The organism is Pseudomonas sp. ZS1P83 (assembly GCF_054897825.1).
Genome location: NZ_CM142706.1, coordinates 214391 through 239868, shown reverse-complemented (window position 1 = coordinate 239868; position 25478 = coordinate 214391). Strand labels below are relative to the sequence as shown.

Here is a 25478-nt window from a genome sequence, read left to right as displayed (position 1 = left end):
CTCGCAGACATTTCACGGGGCGGGCAGTTTACCCCTCGATTGACGCCGGGCTCAACGCGAACGAACGGCGCCGGTGTGCAGATCGGCCCAGATATGGCCGTTGGCATAGCTGAGGAACTGGCAATACACCGTGTCATTGCGCAACAAGTCGATCATCACCCGGTACTGCGCCATCGGGTAAAAGAGTGTCAGGGTTTTGCTCTTGCCGTCGTAGATCGGCTTTTTCAGGCTTTTGCTTTCGCCATCGAAGTTGACCAGCACCTGGGTGATGGTTGCGCCTTTGTTCAAGGATTTGCCCTTGAGACGGATCAGCAACGGTGACGTCACCGGAATCGGCTGCTGGTTGGACTGGCGTTGACTGCCGACCACCACCGAGTACTCGGTGACCTGCAACAGCTGTTGCTGATCGGGTTCCGCGTCACGCAGGGTCAGGTCATCCGGGGGCAGGAACTGCGCGTGCATCGGCGCCGGGGCGGCAGCCAGAGGCAGACTGACGGTCAGCAACAGGGCGGCGCAGCTGCGGATCAAAAGGCTCATGACAGGCTCCCAAGGCGAGGCCAAGCACTGTAGCAGCTGCCGAAGGCTGCGTCCGGCTGCGAAGCAGCCGTGAGATCATGCACCGCGGTGTGTCAGGCACACCGAGTTGTATGGATTTACGACGGCTTCGCAGCCGAACGCTGGCTGCGCCAGCTGCTATGAAGCAGCACAAACCGCGTCTGGATTACATGCCTTTAACGGCAAAAATCCCGTTGGCGTTACGCCAGTAGCCTTTGTAGTCCATGCCGTAGCCGAAGATGTAACGGTCGATGCACGGCAGGCCGACGAAATCGGCTTTCAGGTCCGGGCGGGCCTTGCGGTCGTGGTCCTTATCGATCAGCACCGCGGTGTGCACTTTGCGCGCGCCGGCGTGTTTGCAGTAATCGATGATCGCGCCCAAGGTGTGACCTTCATCGAGGATGTCGTCGATGATCAGCACGTCACGGTCCAGGAAAGAAACTTCAGGCTTGGCTTTCCAGAACAGGTCGCCGCCACTGGTTTCGTTGCGATAGCGGGTGGCGTGCAGGTAGGAGGCTTCCAGCGGGAAGTTCAGATGAGTCAGCAGCTTGCCGGAGAAAATCAGCCCACCGTTCATCACACAGAACACCACCGGATTGCTTTCAGCCAGCTGATCGTTGATTTGCGCACCGACGCGGGCGATGGCCGCCTCGACTTCAGCTTCGGTGTACAGGCGGTCAGCCTCTCGCATGATTTGACGGATATGCTCGAGATCAGCGGACATGGCGCTCTCCAGGGGGGTGGGGGGGTGACGAAGTCAGGAAAAGCGGGCAAAGGTACGCATCCCGCACGGCCAGATCAAGCGTTTGTGGACTAACGTACTGTATGTCTATAGGACAACACCCTCGGATAGATTAATCTAGGCCGGTTTTTTTGCCCGCCGCCGGAGCCTTCCCCATGCCCATCCTCGAGATCCGCCATCCGCTGATCCGTCATAAACTCGGCCTGATGCGCCGCGCCGACATCAGCACGAAGAATTTCCGTGAGCTCGCTCAGGAAGTCGGCGCCCTGCTGACCTATGAAGCCACCAAAGACCTGCCGCTGGAATCCTACGATATCGAAGGCTGGTGCGGCACTGTGTCGGTCGAGAAAATCGCCGGCAAGAAAATTACCGTCGTGCCAATCCTGCGCGCCGGTATCGGCATGCTCGAAGGCGTACTGAGCCTGATCCCGGGCGCCAAAGTCAGCGCCGTCGGCGTGGCCCGCAACGAACAAACCCTGCAGGCCCACACCTACCTGGAAAAACTGGTTCCGGAAATCAACGAACGCCTGGCGATGATCATCGACCCGATGCTCGCCACCGGCAGCTCCATGGTCGCTACCATCGACCTGCTGAAAAAGGCCGGTTGCCGGGACATCCGCGCCATGGTGCTGGTTGCCGCGCCTGAAGGCATCGCTGCTGTAGGGAAAGCTCACCCGGACGTGATGATCTACACCGCCTCCATCGACGAGAAACTCAACGAACACGGCTACATCATCCCGGGCCTGGGCGATGCCGGTGACAAGATCTTCGGCACCAAGCAGAAGGACGCTTGAGCATGCAGGATGAGTTCAACGATCCGCTCTGGCGCACGGTGCTGTCGGGTGCGCAGATGCTGTTCGTGGCCTTCGGCGCCCTGGTGTTGATGCCGCTGATTACCGGTCTCGACCCGAACGTGGCGCTGTTCACCGCCGGCCTGGGGACGATTCTGTTCCAGATCATCACCGGACGTCAGGTACCGGTATTCCTGGCATCGAGTTTTGCCTTCATCACCCCGATCATCCTCGCCAAGGGCCAGTTCGGCCTCGCGGCGACCATGGGCGGTGTGATGGCGGCGGGTTTCGTCTACACCTTCCTCGGCCTTGCGGTGAAGATCAAAGGCACCGGTTTCATCGACCGTCTGCTGCCACCCGTGGTGATTGGCCCGGTGATCATCTCCATCGGCCTGGCCATGGCACCGATCGCCGCCAACATGGCGATGGGCAAGGCGGGCGACGGCACCGAGCTGATTCATTACCAAACGGCAATGTTGATCTCGATGCCAGCGCTGCTGACCACCCTGATCGTCGCAGTGTTCGGTAAAGGTATTTTCCGCCTGGTGCCGATCATCTCGGGCGTGCTGGTGGGTTTTGCGATGGCGTTCTATTTTGGCGTCGTCGACACCGCAAAGATTGCCGCCGCTCCGTGGTTTGCCATCCCGCACTTCACCGCGCCAGAATTCAATTGGCAGGCGATTCTGTTCATCGTTCCGGTCGCCCTGGCGCCGGCTATCGAGCACATCGGCGGTGTGATTGCAGTCGGTAGCGTGACCGGTCGCGATTACCTGAAGAAACCCGGCCTGCATCGCACCCTGCTCGGCGATGGCATTGCCACCACCGCGGCTGGACTGTTTGGCGGCCCGCCCAACACCACCTATGCCGAAGTGACGGGCGCAGTGATGCTGACCAAGAACTACAACCCTAAGATCATGACTTGGGCGGCGATTTTCGCGATCAGCCTGGCGTTCGTCGGCAAGTTCGGCGCGCTGCTGCAGAGCATTCCAGTGCCGGTGATGGGCGGGATTCTGTGCTTGTTGTTCGGTTCGATTGCTGCGGTGGGCATGAACACGCTGATTCGGCACAAGATCGACCTGGGCGAGGCGCGCAATCTGGTGATTGTCTCGGTGACCCTGGTGTTCGGGATTGGCGGCGTACTGGTCGGCACCGGCACAGGGCCGGACGACTTCGGCCTCAAAGGCATCGCGCTGTGCGCGGTGACGGCGATTGCGCTGAACCTGTTGCTGCCGGGTAATGACAGCTGGAAGCACAAGAAGGCGAATGATCCACTGATCTAAGCAGGCTTCAAGAATGCCTTCGCGGGCAAGTCGGGTCGCCGCATCGCTCGCTCCTACAGAGTTGGGTCGTTTTACAATAATGTGATCGACACAAATCCGTAGGAGCGAGGCTTGCCCGCGAAGCTTTTGGCTTACAACGCCAACGGTGCCCGTTCGCACAAGGTGTTCAACGCCCGCGCCCACTGCGGGTCATCGTTAAGGCACGGCACCAGCACCAACTCCTCCCCTCCTGCTTCGCGAAACAGCTCCCGCCCGCGATCACCGATTTCTTCCAGCGTCTCAATACAATCGGCGACAAACGCCGGGCACATCACCAGCACTTTCTTCACGCCCATTCCAGCCAACTCATCGAGGCGCGTTTCGGTGTAGGGTTCGATCCATTTGGCTCGACCCAGTCGCGACTGGAATGACACCGACCACTTGCCGTCCGGCAGGCCCAGACGTTTGGCAAACTCGGACGCCGTGCGCAGGCATTGGGCGCGGTAGCAGGTCGCCAATACTTCTGGCGAAGCGTTCAGACAGCAATTATCGCTTTTAAAGCAATGGTGCCCGGTAGGGTCGATCTTGGTCAGGTGCCGTTCCGGCAAACCGTGAAAACTCAGCAGCAGGTGATCGTGATCCTGTTCCAAATACGGCTTGGCACTGGCCACCAACGCATCGAGGTATTCCGGCTGATCGTAGAACGGCTGGAGAATCGAAAACTGCACGTCCAGATTTTTCTCGCGCACCACCCGCTTGGCTTCTTCGATCACCGTCGTCACGGTGCTGTCAGCGAACTGTGGATAAAGCGGCGCGAGAGTAATTTTTTTGTGGCCCTGGGCGGCCAGCTGCACCAATTTCGACTCAATCGACGGTTCACCGTAACGCATCGCCAACTCCACCGGACCGTGGGTCCACTGGGCAGTCATGGCCTGTTGCAGGCGACGGCTGAGCACCACCAACGGCGAGCCCTCCTCCCACCAGATCGAGGCGTAGGCGTGGGCTGACTGCTCCGGGCGCTTGAACAGGATCAGCGACACCAACAAACGTCGCACCGGCCATGGCAGGTCGATCACATACGGGTCCATCAGAAATTGATTGAGGTAACTGCGCACATCCACCACCGAAGTGGAGGCTGGTGAGCCCAGATTGACCAGAAGCAATGCGTGATCGGTCATGCAACGTCCTATTTCAAAGGCGGCTGGAAAGGTCGTCCAGAGCCGCGCGCAAATCAGTGAACTGGAAAGTGAAACCCGCTTCCAGCAAGCGAGCCGGTACTGCCTTCTGGCCGCCCAGCAACAGCAATGACAATTCGCCCAGACACACCTTTAAAGCCAGGGCCGGCATGGGCATGAACGTCGGGCGGTTCAGCACGCTACCCAACGTCTTGGCGAACTCGCGATTGCGCACCGGCTTGGGCGCGCAGGCATTATAAGGACCGCTGGCGTCTTTCTGATGCAGAAGAAAATCAATCAGAGCGATTTGATCGTTGATATGAATCCACGGCATCCACTGCCGGCCATTGCCGATAGGCCCGCCCAGCCCCAGTTTGAATGGCAGCAACAGCCGCGACAAAAAGCCGCCCTCGGCTGACAACACCAGCCCGGTGCGGATGAGGATCACGCGGATGCCCGACGCCTCGGCACGCTGGGCGGTTTCCTCCCACGCGATGCACAACTGGCTGGCGAAATCATCGATGACCGGTGGAGATTTCTCGGTCAATTCCCGCTCGCCTCCGTCGCCGTACCAACCAACGGCAGATCCGGAGATCAATACCTGCGGTTTTTGCTCGCGGGCTTCGAGCCAGGCCAGCAGGGTTTCGGTCAGGGCGATTCGGCTACTCCACAACAGCGCTTTGCGTTTGGTTGTCCAAGGCCGATCGGCAATCGGTGCGCCCGCCAGATTTACAATCGCATCGATCGGTTCCGGGCCGAGGTCTTCAAGCCGGGCAACACCACGCACCTGGGTACCGCATATTTTCGCGACTTTTTCAGGACTTCGACTCCAGACCGTCAGACGATGCCCCTGACTCAACCAGTGTCGGCAGAGCTGACGTCCTATCAAACCAGTACCGCCGGTCAGCAATATGTGCATGACTTCTTCCTCGCGTGGCGTTTTACCTTGATCACTAGTCTATTTTTATAAGCAGGGATCTTTGGTATCGGGCAGGCCTTGTGTTTAACAATAGGCCAAGCTGTCAGAACGAGAACACTAAAAGTTATACCAAAAAACAATATTGTACAGGTTTCAACCACGGCGTAGTCTGTACAGAAAGGTAAACGAGGCCCCTATGACTGTACCTATCGCAATCATCGGCACCGGCATCGCCGGGCTCTCCGCCGCCCAGGCCCTGACAGAGGTCGGGCATGTCGTTCAACTTTTCGATAAAAGCCGTGGCAGCGGTGGACGCATGTCGAGCAAGCGCAGCGATGCAGGTGCTCTGGACATGGGCGCGCAATATTTCACCGCCCGCGATCGCCGCTTCGTCACTGAAGTCCAGCGCTGGCAAGGCAATGGCTGGGTCGCCGAATGGATGCCGCAGCTCTACACGTACCACGGTGGCCAGCTCAACCTGTCGCCGGACGAACAGACTCGCTGGGTCGGTACGCCACGTATGAGCGCTATTACCCGCGGCCTGCTCGGCGATCTGGAAGTGCATTTCGCCTGCCGGATCACCGAAGTCTATCGTGGCGAAGAGCACTGGCACTTGCAGGACGCCGAAGGTTTCACCCACGGCCCGTTTAGTCATGTGGTGATCGCCACGCCGGCGCCACAGGCGACTGCACTGCTGGCCTCCGCACCGAAACTCGCCGGTGCCGCCGCCGGGGTGAAAATGGACCCGACCTGGGCTGTCGCGCTGGCGTTCGAGACACCGCTGGATACGCCCATGGAAGGCTGCTTCGTACAGGACAGCCCGCTCGACTGGCTGGCTCGCAACCGCAGCAAACCAGGACGTGACAACACGCTGGACACCTGGGTCCTGCACGCCACCAGCGCCTGGAGCCGGCAACATATCGACCTGCCCAAAGAAGCGGTGATCGAGCAATTGCACGGCGCATTTGCCGAGCTGCTGCACAGCGCCATGCCCGCCCCGACCTTCAGCCTTGCTCACCGCTGGCTCTATGCCCGACCCGCCAGCAGCCATGAATGGGGAGCCCTGGCCGATGCCGATCTGGGCTTGTATGTGTGTGGCGACTGGTGCTTGTCCGGCCGCGTCGAAGGCGCGTGGCTCAGCGGCCAGGAAGCCGCCCGCCGCTTGCATGCGCATCTGCAGTGAACCGCAGCGCCTACGGGGCGACGGCAAAACCTATACAAATAATTTGACTTGTACACCTTTGAATCTATGATGAAACCATGTTGTACAGAATCAACACTCTGTACAGGTTTAGACTCGAGGTGCTCCGATGCTCCACGTCCCCGTGAAACCGAAAATCGCCATCAGCGCCTGCCTGATGGGCGCAGAAGTGCGTTACAACGGCGGGCACAAGGCGTCGCGGCTGTGTAGTCGCACCCTCACTGACTATTTTGATTTCGTCCCGGTCTGCCCCGAAGTCGCCATCGGCCTCGGCATTCCTCGGGAGCCGATCCGGCTGGTTGGCGATCCTGAACATCCCGAGGCTGTCGGCACCGTCACTCCTGAGCTCAATGTCACCGTGCCGCTGGCCGAGTACGGTCAGAAAATGGCCGCGGAGTTGGCCGATATCTGCGGCTACATCTTCATGCAGAAATCCCCGTCATGCGGTTTGGATCGGGTCAAGGTCTACCACGCCAACGGTGCACCGGTGGACGGTGGCGGCCGTGGCATCTACGCCCAGGCGTTCTGCGCGCTGCATCCGGATTTACCAGTGGAAGAAGACGGCCGGCTCAACGACCCGGTGCTGCGAGAAAACTTCCTCACCCGCGTGTTCGCCTACAGCGCCTGGCAGCAGTTGTTGAGTGAAGGCCTGACTCGCCGTGGCCTCATGGACTTTCACTCGCGCTACAAATACCTGCTGATGGCCCACAACCCGGTGCAATACAAAACCCTGGGTACCCTGCTGGGCAACATGGGCCAGACCGACCCGAACGAACTCGGCCCACGCTATTTCAGCGAGCTGATGGCGGCCTTGAAAAAATGCGCTACGCGCCGCACCCACACCAATGTCTTGCAACACGTCAGCGGCTATCTCAAACAGACGATCAGCCCTGAAGACAAACAGGAAGTGCAGCACGTCATCGGCCAGTACCGCCACGGCATCGTGCCACTAGTGGTGCCGTTGACGCTGCTCAAACACTACTTCCGTCAACACCCGGATCCGTACATTGCGCAACAGGTTTACCTGCAACCGCATCCGGAAAATCTCAGTCTGCGAAACGCGATCTAATGACAATCTAATGAAAAGCCCACTCGACACCAGCGCCAGCGAAGACCTCGGCGACGACTTTAAAAAGGCTCTGGATGAAGGCTGGCTGCCGATCCGTGAAGTGGCCCGGCAGACCGGCGTCAACGCCGTCACCCTGCGCGCCTGGGAACGGCGTTATGGCCTGATCGTGCCGCAACGCACGCCCAAAGGCCATCGGCTGTTCTCGGCCGAACACGTTCAACGCATTTTGACGATCCTCACCTGGCTCAACCGTGGCGTGGCCGTCAGCCAGGTCAAGCAACTGCTCGACACCCCGCAGGCCTTTACCGAATCCGTCGAAAACGATTGGCAAGTGCTGCGCCATACGCTGCTGCAAGCGGTCACTCAACTGAACGAACGCACCCTCGATGACACCGTCAATCAGGCCATGGCGCTGTATCCACCGCGTACCTTGTGCCGACAACTACTGATGCCATTGCTGGCTGAACTGGAGCAACGCTGGCAAGGCCAGTTCGGCGCGCAGATGGAGCGGGTATTTTTCTACTCCTGGTTACGCAGCAAATTTGGCGCACGCATCTACCATAACAACCGTCAGTTACGTACCGCGCCACTGTTGTTGATCAATCACTCGGACCTGCCACTGGAACCTCACCTGTGGCTCACCGCCTGGCTGATCAGCAGCGCCGATTGCCCAGTGGAAGTTTTCGACTGGCCACTCCCCGCCGGCGAACTCGCGCTGGCGGTCGATCACCTTCAAGCCCGCGGCGTACTGCTGTATTCCAGCAAAGCTATGAATCTTTCGCAGTTGCCGAAACTCTTGAATGGCATCAGTTGCCCAAAAATGATTGCCGGACCAACGGTATGCATCCACCACGCCGAGTTGTCCGTAAAAACTACTGAGATCGCTGATTTGTTCTTGGCCGAAGACCCGTTAATCGCCCATCAGGACTTGGTTCAGCGTGGACTAATTTAATGAAACGTACGGACACCACCATGCAATTGATCTGGTTGCGCAGCGACTTGCGCCTACATGACAACACCGCCCTTTCGGCGGCCGCTGCTCGCGGTCCGACGGTAGCGGTGTACCTGCTGAGCCCGGACCAATGGCTGGAGCACGACGATGCGCCGTGCAAAGTGGATTTCTGGTTGCGCAATCTTGGCGAGTTGAGCCGTACGCTGGGCGAACTGAATATTCCTTTGCTGATCCGCACGTCATCACGCTGGGATGAAGCGCCGAAGGCGCTGCTTGAACTGTGTCAGCAATTGAAGATCGACGCGGTGCACGTCAACGAGGAATACGGCATTCATGAAAGCCGTCGTGATGACGCCGTGGGCGAATCGCTCAAGGCTCATGGCATCGACTTCTATAGCTACCTCGATCAACTGCTGTTCAAACCGGGCAGCGTGCTAACCAAGACCGGCACTTACTTTCAAGTCTTCAGCCAGTTCCGCAAAGCCTGCTACGACCGTCTGCGCGCGTCGTTACCAGGGCTGGTCGTCGCACCCGCGGTTCAGGTGCCACTTGCTATCGGCAGCGATAAAATCCCATCAAGCGTTGAAGGTTTCAAAACGCCGATCCCCAGCCTGCGCACACTCTGGCCTGCCGGTGAAGCCGAAGCCCGGCGCCGTCTCGACACCTTCGCCGACGCCCAGATTGACTATTACAAAAACGAGCGAGACTTCCCGGCCAAACCGGGTACCAGTCAGCTCTCGGCTTATCTTGCCGCCGGGGTGATTTCCCCTCGCCAATGCCTGCACGCTGCCCTGCAAAGCAATCAAGGGGAGTTCGAAAGCGGCAAGGTCGGCGCGGTGACCTGGATCAACGAACTGCTGTGGCGCGAGTTCTACAAACACATTCTGGTGGGCTACCCACGGGTCTCGCGTCACCGTGCTTTCCGCCCGGAAACCGAAGCCCTGGCCTGGCGCGACGCCCCGGAAGAACTGCTGGCGTGGCAAGAAGCCCGCACCGGCCTGCCGATCATCGACGCGGCCATGCGCCAATTGCTCGAAACCGGTTGGATGCACAACCGACTGCGCATGGTCGTGGCGATGTTCCTGACCAAAAACCTGCTGATTGACTGGCGTGAAGGCGAGCGCTTTTTCATGCGGCACCTGATCGACGGCGACCTCGCGGCGAACAACGGTGGCTGGCAATGGAGCTCGTCTACTGGCACCGACTCGGCGCCCTACTTCCGGATTTTCAATCCATTGAGCCAGTCGGAAAAATTCGACAGCGAAGGCGTGTTCATCAAGCACTGGCTGCCGGAACTGGCCGGGCTGAACAAAAAGGAAGTGCACAACCCGGCCAACCTTGGTGGGTTGTTCGGCGTGGCAGATTATCCGTCGCCAATCGTCAACCTAAGCACCTCGCGCCAACGAGCGCTGGCCGCGTTCAAGAACCTGCCATCAAGACAACAGGCCGGAGGACACGATGAGTGATTTCCTGCGCCGTTTTGCCCAACAGTTTGCAGCCTTGGACAAGGACAACCTGCTACGCCTAAACCAGCTCTACACCCACGACGTGCACTTCACCGATCCTCTGCAGGAAATTCAGGGCCTGGTGCAAATGCGCAGCTACTTCGCCCAGCTCTACGCCAACGTCAGCGATCTGCACTTCGACTTTCATGGCTTAGACCAGATCAACGAAGGCGAGGGCTATTTGCGCTGGGTCATGAGTTATCGCCATCCGCGTCTGGCGGGCGGTCAGTTGATTCGGGTCGATGGCTGCTCGCACCTGCTTTGGCGCGATAAAGTTTATCGCCACCGGGATTACTTCGATGCCGGGGCGCTGCTTTACGAACATGTACCCGTATTGGGTCGGGCGATTGCCTGGCTGAAAAGGAGAATGGGATGAGTTTTACACCTCCACGGCGATACTGGTTAACCGGCGCCAGCAGCGGCATTGGCGCCTCGCTGGCCGAAGAAATACTGAAAACCGGCGCCCACGTCGCCGTCAGTTCACGCTCGGCGGCGGTGCTGAAAGTCTTGTCCCTGCGTTATCCGGGGCAAGTGCTGGTGGTGCCTGGTGACTTGACCAACAGCCAGACAGTCCGCGAAATCGGCGCGCAAATTGCCGAAGACTGGGGATCCCTGGACACGGTGATTCTCAACGCAGGCACCTGCGAATACGTCGACGTTCAGCAATTCGATTCGTCGATTGTCGAGCATGTGGTGCGCACCAATTTGCTCGCCAGCGCGTACTGCATCGAGGTGGCCTTACCGCTGCTGCGCAAGGGTACCGCGCCGCACTTGGTGGGCGTCGCCAGTTCGGTGACGTACTTGCCGCTACCCCGCGCCGAAGCCTATGGCGCGTCAAAGGCCGGGCTGCGCTACTTGTTCGAATCGTTGCGCATTGATCTGGCGCCGGAAGGCATTGAAGTCACCGTGGTCAGCCCGGGGTTTGTCGAGACACCGTTGACGGCGAAGAACGATTTCCCGATGCCGCTCAGTTGGCCTGTGGATAAAGCTGCGCAGCACATCTTCGCCAAACTCAAAAACCGCCCACTGGAGATCGCGTTTCCCGGACTGTTCATGGCCGCGCTCTGGCCGCTGTCAAAAATGCCCAACGGCGTGAAACTGGCCATCGGCAAGCGAATGGTGCGCAGCAGTCCGCCGATCAAGGATGTCCCTTGAACATCGCCATCATCGGCAGCGGGATCTCGGGGCTGACCAGCGCCTACCTGCTCAATCGCAGGCACGAGATCACTCTGTTCGAGGCCAGCGACTGGGTCGGCGGTCACACCCACACGGTGGACGTGACTGTCGATGGCCAGCGCTATGCAGTGGACACCGGTTTTATTGTGTTCAACGACTGGACCTACCCGAATTTCATTCGCCTGCTGGGCCAGCTCGGCGTGGGCTTCAAACCCACCGAGATGAGTTTCTCGGTCACCGACCCGGACTCGGGCCTTGAGTACAACGGCAACAACCTCAACAGCCTGTTCGCCCAACGTCGCAACCTGATGTCGCCAGGGTTCTGGGGCATGTTGCGGGACATCCTGCGCTTCAACAAAGAAGCCCAACGCGACCTCGAAGAACAACGGATCGCCGCCGACACCACCCTCGATCAATACCTGAAGGCCGGCGGCTATGGCGAGCGCTTTATCCTGCATTACATCGTGCCGATGGGCGCGGCGATCTGGTCGATGTCCATGGCCGACATGCTCGGTTTCCCGTTGCAGTTCTTCATCCGGTTTTTCAAAAATCACGGCTTGCTGTCCGTCAGCAATCGTCCGCAATGGAGTGTGATCGAGGGGGGTTCAAGCGCTTATGTCGCACCTCTGACCGCGTCTTTTAAAGACAAGATCCGCCTCAATTGCCCGGTGACCCGCGTTGAACGCGATGAAGACGGCGTCGTTATCCACAGCGCCGCCGGCAGCGAGCGTTTCGACAAAGTGGTGTTCGCCTGCCACAGCGATCAGGCCCTCAAACTGCTGGCCAAACCGAGCGGCGCCGAACAGTCGATCCTCGGTGCCCTGCCCTACGCCGACAACGAAGTGGTGTTGCACACCGACACGCGCTTGCTGCCGGTGCGAAAACTTGCCTGGGCAAGCTGGAATTATCGCCTCGGTGGTCCCGGTCACACGCTGGCCGCCGTCACTTACGACATGAACATTCTGCAAGGCATCCAGAGCGACACCACGTTTTGCGTCAGCCTCAATCAGAGCGCAGGCATCACCCCGAACAAAGTGCTCGCCACATTCACCTACGCCCATCCGCAATACAGCCTGGCTGCCGTCGCCGCGCAAGCGCGTTGGGATGAATTGGACGGCGCGCAGCACACCTGGTTTTGCGGCGCTTATTGGGCCAGTGGTTTCCATGAAGACGGTGTGGTCAGTGCGCTGCGGGTTGCTCGCTCGCTGGGAGAAGTGTTGTGAACAGCGCCCTTTATAGCGGCTGGATCGCCCATCGGCGGTTTGCCCCGCGGCGCCATGAATTCCGTTACCGGATCGGTCTGCTGTACCTGGACCTCGACGAACAGGACGCGGTGCTCGGCTTGTCGCCGCTGTCGGGCACCAGCCGTTTCGCGCCGTTTTCGTTTCGCGAAACCGATTACATGAAAGCCTTCACTGGCAGTGGCATGCGTTTGATCGACGCGGTACGCCAGCAAGTCGCCGAGGTAATCGGCCATGTGCCAAACGGCTCGATCTGCCTCCTGACCCAGGCCCGCAGTTGGGGCTTGTCGTTCAACCCGGTGAGTTTTTTCTACTGCCATGAGGCCGACGGCCAACTGGCGGCGATTCTCTGCGAAGTCACCAATACGCCGTGGCGCGAGCGTTACCACTACGTGTTGCCGGCCAAGGCACCGACGAACGTGCAGGACTTCCACCAGCATTTCGCCGTGGCCAAGGCGTTTCATGTGTCGCCGTTTCTGCCGCGCGATATTGAATACCGCATGAGCTTCAGCCCCGCCGCGCAAAAACTCGGCGTGCACATGGCGGACTGGCAAGGCGAACTGAAACTGTTCGACGCCACGCTCAACCTGCAATGCGAAGCCCTCACCCGCGGCAGCCTGCACCGTTACTTGCGGCGCTTTCCGTGGATGACCGCGAAAACCTGTCTGGCGATTTATTGGCAGGCCGTGCGCTTGCTACTGAAACGCGCACCGATATTTGCTCATCCGGCTGCCGATGGCAGATTTCAGACCACCATTGTTCCCCCCAAGGATCGCCGCCATGAAATCCTCTAGTGTCTCGGCCAAAACCAGCCTGTTAAGTACCAACAGCCTGACCGGATCGTTGCTGCGCCGTGGTGTGTTGCGGCAGATGGCGCAGCTCAAACACGGGCAACTGGTGGTCTTCGAAGACGGCGAACGGCACGTCTTCGGTACCGCCGGCAGCCATCCCTTGGGCGAAATCCATATCCTCGACGCCGCGGCCTGGGGACTGGTGGCGAGTAACGGCTCGATTGGCGCGGGCGAAGCGTTTATCCACGGCTACTGGAGTTCGCCGGATTTGACGGCAGTGGTGCGTGTCTTCGTCAGCAACCTTGACGTGCTGGATGCACTGGAAGGTGGACTGGCAAAACTGAGCCGCCCGTTCGTGCAGAGCCTGCACTGGCTCAATCGCAACACGCGCAAGGGCTCGCAGAAAAACATCGCTGCACATTACGACCTCGGCAATGACTTGTTCGAGCAGTTTCTCGACCCGACCATGATGTATTCCGCCGCGCAGTTCCTCACCCCTGAAGACACCCTGGAACAGGCGCAACTGAACAAGCTCGAACGTATCTGCCAGAAACTCGCGCTGCAACCCAGCGATCACCTGCTGGAAATCGGCACCGGCTGGGGCAGCATGGCGCTTTACGCCGCCCAGAATTACGGCTGCAAAGTCACCACCACCACGCTGTCGAAAAAGCAGTACGCCTTCACCGCGCAACGGATCGAAGCCCTGGGTTTGCAGGACCAGGTCACACTGCTGCTGTCCGATTATCGCGACCTGAGCGGGCAGTACGACAAACTGGTGTCGATCGAGATGATCGAGGCGGTTGGTCATCGCTTCCTGCCGACCTACTTCAAGCAATGCGCGCAGCTGCTCAAGAGCAACGGCTTGATGCTGTTGCAAGCGATCACCATCCGCGAGCAACGCTACGAACAAGCCAAGAGCAATGTCGATTTCATCCAGCGTTACATCTTCCCCGGCGGCGCCCTGCCCTGCGTGCAGAAAATGCTGGAGATTGTCAGCCGTGACACCGACATGAACCTGCTGCACATGGAGGATTTCGGCCTGCACTACGCCCAAACCTTGCGCCTGTGGCATGAGAATTTTCGCCGCGCCCACGGTCGCTTGAGCGAAATGGGCTACGACGACTATTTCCTGCGGCTGTGGGAATTTTATCTGTGCTACTGCGAAGGTGGTTTCCTGGAACGCACCATCGGCACGGCGCAATTGCTGCTGGCCAAACCCGCCGCGATGCCGGCGCCGCTGCTCGGCCGATTCGATGCTTGAACGTTTGGCAAATGCCGCGCTGTTTCAGATCGGCTGGTTTGCCTGCGTGATCGGAGGCAGTGGTCTGTGGTTGCTGGTGGCGTTGGCGGTGCTGGTGATTCATCTGTTGTGGATAAGTCGCTGGGCCGATGAAGGCCGACTGATCCTCAGCGTGGTGCTGCTGGGAACGACGGTCGACAGTTCGTTGCGCTGGCTTGGGGTGTTCGACTTCAACGATGTCTCCCCGCTGATTCCGCCGTGGCTGATGCTGTTGTGGGCGTTGCTGGCAACCACTTTGCGCCATTGCCTGCAATGGACCGCCAATCCCTGGTGGCTCGGCAGCCTACTGGGCGCCGTCGGTGGGCCGCTGTCGTATTACGCGGGAGGACAATTGGCCGGGGTGCAATTTCCCTTCGGGCAATCGCCGACACTGATCGGCATCGGATTACTGTGGGCGCTGCTGTTTCCCACGCTGCATTTCATGGCTCAGCGGCTGGCATCCGACACCCACAGCTGAGCGTCCGTCAGGCCTTTCACACAGCCCCGGCCCAGTGCCTTACACTGCGAGCCATGAAAACCATTCCCCACACGCAAATCGTCGAACCGGTGGTCACTTGCTCGACCTGCGCAGCTTGCTGCTGTCAGCTCGAAGTCATGCTGATCACCGACACAGGCGTGCCCGAACGTTTTATCGATACTGATGACTGGGGTGGGGAAGTCATGTTGCGTCTGGATGACGGTTGGTGTGCTGCGCTGGATCGCAACAGCATGATGTGCACCATCTATGAAAAACGCCCGTTGATTTGCCGGGAGTTCGAGATGGGCGCACCGGAATGCATCGACGAACGCCAGGGTATTACTACGGCGTATCGGTAATTGAAGATGTGTTGTTAGAGCTGACGCCTTCGCGGGCAAGCCTCGCTCCTACAGGTCAGGTGGTTTTCTGTAGGAGCGAGCGGTGCGGCGACCCGACTTGCCCGCGAAGCTTTTGACCTTACAACGGCATCGTGTAATGCAACGCGTAACTTTCTACGCCATCGTTCTTACTGCTAATCCCGGCATTGGAATAGTGCGTTGCACGAATCCCGACGTCATGTCCGCCCGCAAAGCGCAGACCAAACCCGAAACGATCTTCGAACTGAAAGGCATTGCCGAGATTGTTGTTTTCGACTTCGGTATTGGCGAACACCGCCACGCCAACCCCCAACTCCAGGTAGGGTTTGACGGTTTGACCGGCAAACTCGTAAACCAGCACCGGCGAGAACGACAGGCTGTGGTTGCTGGAGGTTTTGTCGCCTTCCCAATAGGTGTAGGCACCGCTCCAGTAACCGGTCAAACGACCGACATCACTCTGCAACCAGCTTTTGTCCCAATCGAATTGCATGCCCAATCGGTAGGTCATGGTCGACTCGCTGGTCTCGCCGACCGCGAACTCCACGCCTGCCGCCTGTGCGGTAAAACTGTGCCCCATCAGTGCGGCCGCAATCGCGGCCAAGCAGAATAGTCGCTTCATTAGAAACATCCTTTTCCGAACGATTTCGTATGGTTTTTTTGTTGCTTGACGCTATAGAAGTCGACGCTTAATCAGAACTTCACCCCAGCTACTCGCTTGCCCCTGGCTTTAACTTACCCTTTGAAGCTTTGCACAACGCCAGCGGTATTCCACAGCATCGGCAAGATATTTCTGAAATGTTCCGGATCGGAACTCGTCCAGAACTTTGCGGCACGAGCAGGCCCTTCGGCGAGCAATTCACGCTTGGCCAACAGACGCTGAAGTTGCCGCGCTACCGCAGCGCCGGTGTCGATCAGGCTGATGCCTTCAGGGATCATCTGCCTAAGCAACGGCTTTAGGAAGGGGTAATGCGTGCAGCCGAGAATTATTGTGTCGCACCCGGCGCCGAGCAGCGGTTCGACATACCTGGCAAGCAATTGGCGCAGGGCAGGACTGTGCAGATCGCCGTTTTCAATCAGCTCCACCAGGCCGGGGCACGGCTGAGTGAGGACGCGCACATCGGTGGCGAAACGGTCGAGCAAAGCGGCGAACTTGGCACTTTGCAAGGTGCCGGTGGTGGCGAGTACGCCGACCACTCCGCTGCGGGTGGCGGCAGCGGCCGGTTTGACCGCCGGCTCCATGCCGACGATGGGCCACTCGGGATAATCGCGCCGCAAGTCTGCAACGCCAGCGACAGTCGCCGTGTTACAGGCCAGCACCAAAGCCTTGGCGCCTTGCAGCTGAAAAAAACCGGCCATCACGCTGCAACGATGACGGATGAATTCCGGAGTTTTCTCACCGTAGGGAATATTCCCGCAATCGGCGACGTACAACAGTGACTCGTTGGGCAGCAAACGCTGGATCTCGGCCAGCACCGAAAGCCCACCGACGCCGGAGTCGAACACGCCAATCGGCGCTTCACGCATGCTTCGAGCCACAGACGCTGCAGCCCGGATCACGCTTGACCCTTAATTCGCGAAAGCGCGAGCCCAAGGCATCGATCAACAACAGGCGCCCCACCAGGGGCTCGCCGAAACCCACCAGCAATTTCATGGCTTCCAGCGCCTGGAGGCTGCCAACCAACCCAACCAAAGGCCCCACGACGCCGGCTTCGCTGCACGTCAGTTCGGCTTCGCTGCCGTGACCGTATAAACAGTGGTAGCACGGACTCTCCGGACGACGCGGGTCGAACACCGACAACTGCCCTTCCAGCCGAATCGCAGCGCCACTGACCAGAGGTTTGCGAGCGGCGACACACGCAGCGTTGACCGCTTCGCGGGTGGAGAAATTATCGGAACAGTCCAGCACCAGATCCACCGCGGCCACGGCGGCGGCCAGGGAATCTTCGTCCAGTGCGGTGCGATGGGCGATCAACTGAATCTGGGGATTGATCGCGCTCAGTCGGCGAATGGCCGAATCAACCTTGCTCAGGCCGACACTGTCGGTGTCGTGAACAATCTGGCGTTGCAGATTGGTCAGGTCGACGGTGTCGAAGTCTGCCAAATGCAGCTCACCGACGCCTGCCGCTGCCAGATACAGCGCAACAGGGGAGCCGAGACCGCCGAGACCGACGATCAACACCCGGCTTTCCTTCAGTCGCAACTGGCCGTCGATGTCGACGTGCTGCAATAGAATCTGCCGACTGTAGCGCAACAATTCCTGATCATTCAGCACGGCAGGCGCCCCAGGCTGATACGTTCGTGACCGCCCAGATCGGTGCGGCTGTGGACTTCTTCAAAGCCGCGGGCCAGTAGCAAATCGCGTACTGCATGGGCTTGATCGTAACCGTGTTCGAGCATCAACCAACCGCCCGCCTCAAGGTAATCGGGCGCCTGGGCGACGATCAGACGCAGATCGTCGAGCCCGTCGACCCCGGCCACCAAGGCACTGGCCGGTTCGAAGCGCACATCACCTTCCACCAGATGCGGGTCGGCGGAGGCGATGTAAGGCGGGTTGCTGATGATCAGTTGAAAACGCTGGCCTTCCAGGGCACTGAACCAATGACTGCTCAGCACGGTGGCGTTGTTCAGGTGCAAGCGCTGGCGATTGCGCTCGGCCAGGGCCACGGCTTCGAGCACGCGATCCACGGCGGTCACCTTCCAGGCCGGACGCTCGCTGGCCAGGGCCAGGGCAATGGCGCCGCTGCCGGTGCCGAGGTCGAGGACCTTGGCAGGTGTGGCTGGCAGGCGTTCAAGCGCCGCTTCCACCAACAGCTCGGTGTCCGGGCGCGGGATCAGTGTGTGTGGCGCAACTTCCAGATCAAGCTTCCAGAAACCTTGCTGGCCGAGGATGTAGGCCACCGGCTCACCGCCACGGCGGCGTTGCAGGTACTCGGCAAACTTCAGCGCCGCTTCGCTCGGAACGATGCGCTCGGGCCAGGTGTGCAGAAAACTGCGGGACTTGCCCAACGCAGCGGCCAGCAACAATTCGGCATCCAGGCGCGCGGAGGGCGAATCCGGCAGGTCGGCGGCGCGTAACAAACTGGCAATGATCGTCATTTACTCACCTATCGCTGCCAATTGGTCAGCCTGGTATTCGGCCAGCAACGGCTCGATCACCGCGTCGACACCTCCCGCGAGGATTTCGTCGAGGGAATACAGCGTCAGGTTGACCCGGTGGTCGGTGACCCGGCCCTGGGCAAAGTTGTAGGTGCGGATCCGCTCGGAGCGATCGCCCGAACCCACCAGCAATTTACGCTCGCTGGCGATGGCATTGGCGGCGGCGCTGGTCTGCTGGTCGTTGAGCTTGGCCGACAGCCAGGACATCGCCCGCGCGCGGTTCTTGTGCTGGGAACGTTCTTCCTGGCACTCGACGACAATACCGGACGGCAAGTGCGTGATGCGGATCGCCGAGTCGGTCTTGTTGACGTGCTGACCACCGGCACCGGAGGATTTGTAGGTATCGATCCGCAAATCCGAAGGGTTGATCTCGATCGCTTCCTGTTCGTCCGGCTCGGGCAACACCGCCACCGTGCAGGCCGAGGTGTGGATACGACCCTGGGACTCAGTGGCCGGAACCCGTTGCACGCGGTGCGCACCGGATTCGAATTTCAGCTTGCCGTAGACACTGTCGCCTTCGACCCGGGCGATGACTTCTTTATAGCCGCCGTGCTCGCCGATGTTCTCCGAGAGGATCTCCACCCGCCAACCGCGACGCTCGGCGTAACGCGAATACATGCGGAACAGGTCGCCGGAGAAAATCGCCGCCTCATCACCGCCGGTGCCGGCGCGGATTTCGAGGAACACGTTGCGCCCGTCATTCGGATCCTTGGGCAGCAGCATGCGTTGCAGGCTGGCTTCGATGTCGATCAGTTGCTCCTTGGCTTCGCGGACTTCTTCCACGGCCATTTCGCGCATGTCCGGATCGCTGTCCTTGAGCAGCGCCTGGGCGCCTTCAAGGTCGCTTTGCACTTTGAGCAACTGTTTATAGGCATCGACAATCGGCTCGACTTCCGCGTATTCCTTGGAATAGGTGCGGAATTTGTTCTGATCGGAAATGACTTCGCCATCGCCAAGCAAGGCAGTCAATTCCTCGAAACGGTCCTGGAGGATGTCCAGCTTATTGAGCAGTGACGCTTTCATTGCGGTTTCTTATCCGAAAAGCTATCCGATGAGCCCTCATTCAGGGCAAAGAGTTCCTGGGCCATGGCCAGCGCATCGAGGCGACCTTCGGCAGAGAGCTTTTTCAACTGCACGCTCGGTGCGTGCAAGAGTTTATTAGTCAGGCCCCGCGCCAGTTGCACCAGCACGTCTTCGGCGCTGCTGCCGTTGGCCAGCATGCGCTGGGCCTTTTGCAATTCTTCGTCGCGCATGCGCTCGCTTTGTTGGCGATAGGCCTTGAGCACATCCACCGCCGCCAGTTCACGCAGGCGGACCATGAAATCTTCGGCACCGATCGAGACCATCTCTTCTGCCGCTTGGGCTGCGCCCTGGCGGCTCTTGAGGTTCTCGGCGACCACTTCGTGGAGATCGTCGACGCTATAGAGATAAACGTCGTCCAGTTCGCCAACTTCCGGCTCGATATCCCGGGGGACGGCGATGTCTACCATGAAGATCGGCTTGTGCTTGCGCAGTTTCAAGGCGCTTTCCACCGCGCCCTTGCCAAGGATCGGCAACTGGCTGGCGGTGGAACTGATAACGATGTCGCTGCGCACCAGCTCGGCCGGGATCTCCGAGAGCAACACCGCATGGGCGCCGAACTGCTCGGCCAGAATGCTCGCGCGCTCCAGGGTGCGGTTCGCGACCACGATGCGCTTCACACCCAATTCGTGCAGATGGCGGGCGACCAGGGTGATGGTCTCACCGGCGCCGATCAGCAAGGCCTGACTGCGTTGCAGGTCACTGAAAATCTGTTTCGCCAGGCTGACCGCGGCAAACGCCACGGACACCGGGTTCTCGCCGATGGCGGTGTCGGTGCGCACCTGTTTCGCGGCATTGAACGTCGCCTGGAACAATCGCCCGAGCAACGGACCGATGGTGCCGGCTTCGCGGGCCACGGCGTACGCCGATTTCATCTGACCGAGAATCTGCGGTTCGCCCAACACCAGCGAATCGAGCCCCGAGGCCACCCGCATCATGTGACGAACTGCCGCATCATCTTCGTGCACATAAGCGCTCGCGCGCAGTTCTTCGAGGCTCAAATGATGATAATCGGCCAGCCAGCGCAGGATGACGTCCGCCGAAAGGTGATCCTGTTCTATATAGAGTTCACTGCGATTGCAGGTGGAGAGGATCGCAGCTTCGCGGCTGTCGGTGAGTCGGCAGAGCTGCTGCAAGGCCTCCACCAGCTGCTCAGGGGTAAAGGCCACGCGCTCGCGGACGTCTACTGAAGCAGTCTTGTGGTTAATACCGAGTGCAAGGAAGGCCATTCATGGTCGCTGATGGTGACGTGAAGCCGGCAATTGTCCTACTTCGACAGAGCCAGAACAACTACTGCTGACTATTGTCCCAATGACCTGCCCCTATAAAGGCATCAACTGAGACTCGGTTATGTTTGGCCGAAGGCTTGTGTCATGATGATCCGACCGCAGGTTAGTCGTCCTCTTCCTATATGAATAGATCTTCCGCGTTGCTCCTCGCTTTTGTCTTCCTCAGCGGCTGCCAGGCCTTGGCACCCGTTTCGTCGGACGGTACGCCGCCGGTCGAAGACAGCACTCCGGCCCCTGAAAAGCCCAAGGTATACAGCTCATTCAGTGAAGAAACCGTCTTCAGCCTGCTGAGCGCCGAACTGGCGGGCCAGCGCAATCGTTTCGACATTGCCCTGGACAACTACGTCACCCAGGCTATTAACACCCAGGATCCGGGCATCTCCGAACGGGCATTTCGCATCGCCGAGTACCTGGGCGCCGATCAGGCCGCCCTGGATACTGCGCTGATCTGGGCGAAAAACGCCCCGGACGACCTCGAGGCGCAACGAGCTGCTGCTGTGCAACTGGCTCGCGCCGGGCGTTATGACGACTCTATGGTTTATATGGAGAAAGTCCTGCAAGGCAAGGGCGACACGCATTTCGACTTCCTCGCCCTGTCTGCGGCCGATACCGACCAGGACACGCGCAACGGTTTGATGAAAAGTTTTGACCGATTGTTGCAGCGCCATCCAAACAACGGCCAACTGATTTTCGGCAAGGCCCTGTTGATGCAACAGGACGGCGACGCCAAAGGCGCACTGACGTTGCTGGAAGACAATCCACCGGACGATGGCGAAATCGCTCCGATCCTGCTGCGCGCACGCTTGCTGCAAACGCTCAACCGTGGCAACGAAGCGTTGCCGCTGCTGCAAAAAAGCATCAAGAAGTACCCGGACGACAAACGCCTGCGCCTGACTTACGCGCGCATGCTGGTTGAACAGGATCGCATGGACGATGCCAAAGTCGAGTTCTCGAGCCTGGTTCAGCAATACCCGGAAGACGACGAACTGCGTTACTCCCTGGCGCTGGTCTGCCTGGAAGCCAAGGCGTGGAATGAGGCCAAGGGCTATCTGGAAGACCTGATCGCCCGTGAAAGCCACGTCGATTCGGCGCACCTGAACCTCGGACGTATCGCTGAAGAACGTAACGACCCCCAAGGCGCACTGATCGAGTACGCCCAGGTCGGCGCGGGCAACGATTACCTGCCGGCGCAATTGCGTCAGGCCGATATCCTGATGAACAACGGCAAGACCGCCGAGGCCCAAAGCCGTCTGGCGGCGGAACGCGACGAGCAGCCCGATTACGCGATTCAGTTGTACCTGATCGAAGCCGAAACCTTGTCCGCCAATAAACAGCCCGACAAGGCCTGGAATGTACTGCAACAAGCCTTGCAGAAGTCCCCGGACGATCTGAATCTGCTATACACCCGCGCCATGCAAGCGGAAAAACGCAATGACCTGGCGCAGATGGAAAAAGACCTGCGGCTGATCATCAAGCGCGACCCGGACAACGCGATGGCGTTGAACGCCCTCGGTTACACCTTGTCCGATCGTACGACGCGCTACGCCGAAGCCAAGACCTTGATCGAACAGGCGCACCAGATCAATCCGGAAGACCCGGCGGTACTCGACAGCCTCGGCTGGGTGAATTTCCGCCTGGGCAATCTCGATGAGGCCGAACGTTACTTGCGCCAGGCCCTGGAGCGCTTCCCCGATCAGGAAGTCGCCGCGCACCTGGGCGAAGTCCTGTGGGCCAATGGCAAGCAACGGGAAGCCAAGAAAATCTGGGGCAAGTTCCTCAAGGAGCAACCCGACAGCCCTATCCTGCGCAGTACCATCAAGCGCCTGACCGGATCAGAGACTCTTTAAGATTATGTTTTTGCGCCACCTCATTGTTTTCAGCTTTATCGCCCTGCTCGCCGGTTGCGCAGGCTTCGGTGCCCGCGAATCGGTCCAGGGTCAAGGCAACCCGGCCCAATGGCGCGAGTACAAACAGCAACTGACCCGTCTCGACGGCTGGCAGATCAACGGCAAGATCGGCATTCGCGCCCCGAAAGACTCGGGCAGCGGCACGTTGTTCTGGCTGCAGCGACAGGATTATTACGACATTCGCCTCTCCGGCCCCCTGGGTCGCGGCGCAGCACGCTTGACCGGTCGCCCCGGCAAAGTCTCGCTGGAAGTCGCAAACCAGGGCCGCTATGAAGCGCCGACGCCTGAAGTGCTGGTCGAAGAACAACTGGGCTGGAAGTTGCCGGTGTCCAATCTGGCCTGGTGGGTTCGCGGGCTCCCGGCCCCGGACAGCAAAAGCCGTCTGACGCTCGATGCCGACAGCCGGCTGGCCAATCTGGAGCAGGATGGCTGGCAAGTCGAATACCTCAGCTATGCCGAGCAAAACGGCTTTTGGCTGCCCGAGCGGATCAAACTGCACGGCACCGACCTTGACGTCACGCTGGTGATCAAGGAATGGCAACCTCGCGAACTGGGGCAGTGAACATGACGGCTCCTCGCTTGACGCTGCCCTCCCCGGCCAAACTCAATCTGATGCTGCACATCCTCGGTCGCCGCGAAGACGGTTACCACGAACTGCAGACGATTTTTCAGTTTCTCGATTACGGCGATGAAATCACCTTCGCCGTTCGTGATGACGGCGTGATTCGATTGCACACTGAATTCGATGGCGTTCCTCACGACAGTAATTTAATCGTCAAGGCCGCAAAAAAACTTCAGGAGCAATCCGGTTGTTCGCTCGGGATTGATATCTGGATCGAAAAAATTCTGCCCATGGGCGGTGGCATCGGTGGTGGCAGCTCAAATGCCGCGACCAGTTTGCTGGGCCTCAATCATCTCTGGCAACTGGGTTGGGATGAGGATCGGCTGGCCACTTTAGGCCTGACGCTTGGCGCGGACGTCCCGGTTTTCGTGCGTGGGCACGCGGCTTTCGCCGAGGGCGTGGGGGAGAAACTGACCCCTGTTTACCCCATCGAGCCGTGGTATCTCGTGCTCGTGCCGCAAGTCTCTGTAAGTACAGCAGAAATTTTTTCAGATCCGTTGTTGACACGTAACTCTTCTCCCATTAAAGTGCGCCCCGTTCCCAAGGGAAACAGTCGAAATGACTGCTTACCGGTGGTAGCAAGGCGCTATCCAGATGTACGTAACGCTTTGAATTTGTTAGGTAAATTTACCGAAGCAAAACTCACCGGAACTGGAAGTTGTGTGTTTGGGGGCTTCCCAAGCAAAGCTGAAGCTGATAAAGTCTCGGCCCTTCTTACAGAGACCCTTACAGGGTTTGTAGCAAAAGGAAGCAACGTTTCGATGTTGCATCGCAAGCTGCAAAGTCTGCTCTAAAAGGAACCGAGTACTGGGTACTCGTTGCAACAGATACAGGGGCGTCGCCAAGCGGTAAGGCAGCAGGTTTTGATCCTGCCATGCGTTGGTTCGAATCCAGCCGCCCCTGCCATTTTCCTATACTCATCCAGGTTACCCTCAGCCTTCAGGTACTGCGCGTGTCCAAGATGATGGTCTTTACGGGGAACGCCAACCCCGATCTGGCTCGGCGTGTTGTACGTCAGCTGCATATCCCTCTCGGTGACATCTCTGTCGGTAAATTTTCCGACGGCGAAATTACTGCCGAGATCAATGAAAACGTCCGCGGTAAAGATGTCTTCATTATTCAGCCGACTTGCGCTCCGACCAACGATAACCTGATGGAACTGGTAGTGATGGCTGATGCCTTCCGCCGCTCCTCGGCTACTCGTATCACTGCTGTAATTCCTTACTTTGGTTATGCCCGTCAGGATCGCCGTCCGCGTTCCGCACGTGTGGCTATCAGCGCGAAAGTCGTGGCTGACATGCTTACCGTAGTCGGCATCGACCGTGTTCTCACGGTTGATCTGCATGCTGACCAAATTCAGGGCTTCTTCGATATTCCGGTAGATAACATCTACGGCTCCCCGGTATTGGTGGATGACATTGAAGATCAGCGCTTCGAAAACCTGATGATCGTGTCCCCGGACATTGGTGGCGTCGTGCGTGCACGTGCTGTTGCCAAATCCCTGGGCGTGGATCTCGGGATCATCGACAAACGCCGTGAGAAAGCCAATCACTCTGAAGTGATGCATATCATCGGTGATGTCGAAGGGCGTACCTGTATTCTGGTCGATGACATGGTCGATACCGCCGGCACTCTGTGCCACGCGGCCAAGGCCCTGAAAGAGCATGGCGCTGCCAAGGTTTTCGCCTACTGCACACACCCGGTGCTGTCCGGTCGGGCGATCGAAAACATTGAAAATTCCATGCTGGACGAACTGGTGGTGACTAACACCATCCCGTTGTCCGCTGCTGCTCAAGCCTGCTCGCGTATCCGCCAACTGGATATCGCGCCGGTAGTTGCCGAAGCGGTTCGCCGCATCAGCAATGAAGAATCGATCAGCGCGATGTTCCGTTAAGGGCCCTGCCCTTCTCGAAC

The 25478-nt window shown here is 59.1% G+C and carries 27 protein-coding genes and 1 tRNA gene; 18 read left to right on the top strand and 10 right to left on the bottom strand.

Going from position 1 to position 25478, the window contains the following annotated elements; all coding sequences use genetic code 11:
• Positions 1-51 precede the first annotated feature (51 nt).
• Both ACYZT0_RS01195 and ACYZT0_RS01190 read right to left on the bottom strand, forming a co-directional pair.
• Entirely contained in the window at positions 52-537 is a 486-nt protein-coding gene (locus ACYZT0_RS01195) for a hypothetical protein (protein WP_462044295.1), read from the bottom strand.
• Between the two features lie 184 nt (positions 538-721).
• The gene (locus ACYZT0_RS01190; RefSeq protein ID WP_462044294.1) at positions 722-1279 is read right to left on the bottom strand and encodes a hypoxanthine-guanine phosphoribosyltransferase; all 558 of its coding nucleotides are present in this window, start codon (positions 1277-1279) and stop codon (positions 722-724) included.
• 173 nt (positions 1280-1452) lie between these two features.
• On the opposite strand from ACYZT0_RS01190, the gene upp reads away from it, so the two are divergent.
• Positions 1453-2091 carry a uracil phosphoribosyltransferase gene (gene upp / locus ACYZT0_RS01185; RefSeq protein ID WP_131059473.1) on the top strand — a complete coding sequence of 213 codons (639 nt, stop codon included), beginning with the start codon at positions 1453-1455 and terminating at the stop codon, positions 2089-2091.
• A gap of 2 nt (positions 2092-2093) precedes the next feature.
• Entirely contained in the window at positions 2094-3368 is a 1275-nt protein-coding gene (locus ACYZT0_RS01180) for a uracil-xanthine permease family protein (protein ID WP_462044293.1), read from the top strand.
• Between the two features lie 131 nt (positions 3369-3499).
• Here ACYZT0_RS01180 and hemH read toward each other — a convergent pair whose 3' ends face one another.
• Together hemH and ACYZT0_RS01170 are read right to left on the bottom strand one after the other, a co-directional pair.
• The gene (gene hemH, locus ACYZT0_RS01175) at positions 3500-4525 is read right to left on the bottom strand and encodes a ferrochelatase (RefSeq protein ID WP_462044292.1); all 1026 of its coding nucleotides are present in this window, start codon (positions 4523-4525) and stop codon (positions 3500-3502) included.
• 13 nt (positions 4526-4538) lie between these two features.
• Positions 4539-5441 carry a TIGR01777 family oxidoreductase gene (locus ACYZT0_RS01170; protein ID WP_462044291.1) on the bottom strand — a complete coding sequence of 301 codons (903 nt, stop codon included), beginning with the start codon at positions 5439-5441 and terminating at the stop codon, positions 4539-4541.
• A 196-nt stretch (positions 5442-5637) separates the two neighbouring features.
• Between ACYZT0_RS01170 and ACYZT0_RS01165 the strand changes: the two genes are divergently transcribed.
• The 11 genes from ACYZT0_RS01165 (at position 5638) to ACYZT0_RS01115 (ending at position 15492) form a co-directional block, all read left to right on the top strand.
• Positions 5638-6624, top strand: a complete 987-nt coding sequence (locus tag ACYZT0_RS01165; RefSeq protein WP_462044290.1) for an NAD(P)/FAD-dependent oxidoreductase — start codon at positions 5638-5640, stop codon at positions 6622-6624.
• A 127-nt stretch (positions 6625-6751) separates the two neighbouring features.
• Complete coding sequence (locus ACYZT0_RS01160; RefSeq protein ID WP_462044289.1) at positions 6752-7711, top strand: YbgA family protein; 960 nt, start codon at positions 6752-6754, stop codon at positions 7709-7711.
• A 10-nt stretch (positions 7712-7721) separates the two neighbouring features.
• Positions 7722-8663, top strand: coding sequence for a MerR family transcriptional regulator (locus ACYZT0_RS01155; RefSeq protein WP_462044288.1), 942 nt, complete (start codon positions 7722-7724; stop codon positions 8661-8663).
• Between the two features lie 20 nt (positions 8664-8683).
• Positions 8684-10129, top strand: a complete 1446-nt coding sequence (phrB, locus tag ACYZT0_RS01150; RefSeq protein ID WP_462046484.1) for a deoxyribodipyrimidine photo-lyase — start codon at positions 8684-8686, stop codon at positions 10127-10129.
• Positions 10122-10544, top strand: a complete 423-nt coding sequence (locus tag ACYZT0_RS01145; protein ID WP_462044287.1) for a nuclear transport factor 2 family protein — start codon at positions 10122-10124, stop codon at positions 10542-10544. Before phrB ends, ACYZT0_RS01145 begins: the two co-directional genes overlap by 8 nt.
• The gene (locus ACYZT0_RS01140; protein WP_462044286.1) at positions 10541-11323 is read left to right on the top strand and encodes an SDR family NAD(P)-dependent oxidoreductase; all 783 of its coding nucleotides are present in this window, start codon (positions 10541-10543) and stop codon (positions 11321-11323) included. Before ACYZT0_RS01145 ends, ACYZT0_RS01140 begins: the two co-directional genes overlap by 4 nt.
• On the top strand, positions 11320-12567 hold the full coding sequence (locus ACYZT0_RS01135; protein ID WP_462044285.1) for an NAD(P)/FAD-dependent oxidoreductase: 1248 nt from the start codon (positions 11320-11322) through the stop codon (positions 12565-12567). The genes ACYZT0_RS01140 and ACYZT0_RS01135 overlap by 4 nt, the downstream gene beginning before the upstream one ends.
• Positions 12564-13379: a DUF1365 domain-containing protein gene (locus tag ACYZT0_RS01130; protein WP_462044284.1), complete on the top strand. Its 816-nt coding sequence runs from the start codon at positions 12564-12566 to the stop codon at positions 13377-13379. Before ACYZT0_RS01135 ends, ACYZT0_RS01130 begins: the two co-directional genes overlap by 4 nt.
• Positions 13366-14637, top strand: a complete 1272-nt coding sequence (locus ACYZT0_RS01125; RefSeq protein ID WP_462044283.1) for a class I SAM-dependent methyltransferase — start codon at positions 13366-13368, stop codon at positions 14635-14637. The genes ACYZT0_RS01130 and ACYZT0_RS01125 overlap by 14 nt, the downstream gene beginning before the upstream one ends.
• The gene (locus ACYZT0_RS01120) at positions 14630-15133 is read left to right on the top strand and encodes a DUF2878 domain-containing protein (RefSeq protein WP_462044282.1); all 504 of its coding nucleotides are present in this window, start codon (positions 14630-14632) and stop codon (positions 15131-15133) included. The genes ACYZT0_RS01125 and ACYZT0_RS01120 overlap by 8 nt, the downstream gene beginning before the upstream one ends.
• Positions 15134-15186: 53 nt before the next feature.
• Positions 15187-15492 carry a YkgJ family cysteine cluster protein gene (locus ACYZT0_RS01115; RefSeq protein ID WP_462044281.1) on the top strand — a complete coding sequence of 102 codons (306 nt, stop codon included), beginning with the start codon at positions 15187-15189 and terminating at the stop codon, positions 15490-15492.
• 118 nt (positions 15493-15610) lie between these two features.
• On the opposite strand, the gene ACYZT0_RS01110 is transcribed toward ACYZT0_RS01115, so the two are convergent.
• From ACYZT0_RS01110 to hemA, 6 genes are all read right to left on the bottom strand, one after another.
• Entirely contained in the window at positions 15611-16129 is a 519-nt protein-coding gene (locus ACYZT0_RS01110) for an acyloxyacyl hydrolase (protein WP_462044280.1), read from the bottom strand.
• A gap of 113 nt (positions 16130-16242) precedes the next feature.
• A complete protein-coding gene (gene murI / locus ACYZT0_RS01105; RefSeq protein ID WP_462044279.1) occupies positions 16243-17034 on the bottom strand; it encodes a glutamate racemase in 792 nt (263 codons plus the stop codon).
• Entirely contained in the window at positions 17027-17782 is a 756-nt protein-coding gene (locus ACYZT0_RS01100) for a molybdopterin-synthase adenylyltransferase MoeB (protein WP_462044278.1), read from the bottom strand. Before ACYZT0_RS01100 ends, murI begins: the two co-directional genes overlap by 8 nt.
• A complete protein-coding gene (gene prmC, locus ACYZT0_RS01095; RefSeq protein WP_462044277.1) occupies positions 17776-18606 on the bottom strand; it encodes a peptide chain release factor N(5)-glutamine methyltransferase in 831 nt (276 codons plus the stop codon). The genes ACYZT0_RS01100 and prmC overlap by 7 nt, the downstream gene beginning before the upstream one ends.
• Entirely contained in the window at positions 18607-19689 is a 1083-nt protein-coding gene (gene prfA, locus ACYZT0_RS01090) for a peptide chain release factor 1 (RefSeq protein WP_461966113.1), read from the bottom strand.
• A complete protein-coding gene (gene hemA / locus ACYZT0_RS01085) occupies positions 19686-20975 on the bottom strand; it encodes a glutamyl-tRNA reductase (protein ID WP_282481460.1) in 1290 nt (429 codons plus the stop codon). The genes prfA and hemA overlap by 4 nt, the downstream gene beginning before the upstream one ends.
• A 182-nt stretch (positions 20976-21157) precedes the next feature.
• On the opposite strand from hemA, the gene ACYZT0_RS01080 reads away from it, so the two are divergent.
• From ACYZT0_RS01080 to ACYZT0_RS01060, 5 genes are all read left to right on the top strand, one after another.
• Positions 21158-22882, top strand: a complete 1725-nt coding sequence (locus ACYZT0_RS01080) for a tetratricopeptide repeat protein (RefSeq protein ID WP_462044276.1) — start codon at positions 21158-21160, stop codon at positions 22880-22882.
• A gap of 4 nt (positions 22883-22886) precedes the next feature.
• Positions 22887-23504, top strand: coding sequence for a lipoprotein insertase outer membrane protein LolB (gene lolB / locus ACYZT0_RS01075; RefSeq protein ID WP_462044275.1), 618 nt, complete (start codon positions 22887-22889; stop codon positions 23502-23504).
• 2 nt (positions 23505-23506) lie between these two features.
• Entirely contained in the window at positions 23507-24358 is an 852-nt protein-coding gene (gene ispE / locus ACYZT0_RS01070) for a 4-(cytidine 5'-diphospho)-2-C-methyl-D-erythritol kinase (RefSeq protein ID WP_462044274.1), read from the top strand.
• A gap of 37 nt (positions 24359-24395) precedes the next feature.
• A tRNA-Gln gene (locus tag ACYZT0_RS01065) sits at positions 24396-24470 on the top strand.
• Positions 24471-24516: 46 nt separating this feature from the next.
• A complete protein-coding gene (locus tag ACYZT0_RS01060) occupies positions 24517-25458 on the top strand; it encodes a ribose-phosphate pyrophosphokinase (RefSeq protein ID WP_003208392.1) in 942 nt (313 codons plus the stop codon).
• Positions 25459-25478 lie beyond the last annotated feature (20 nt).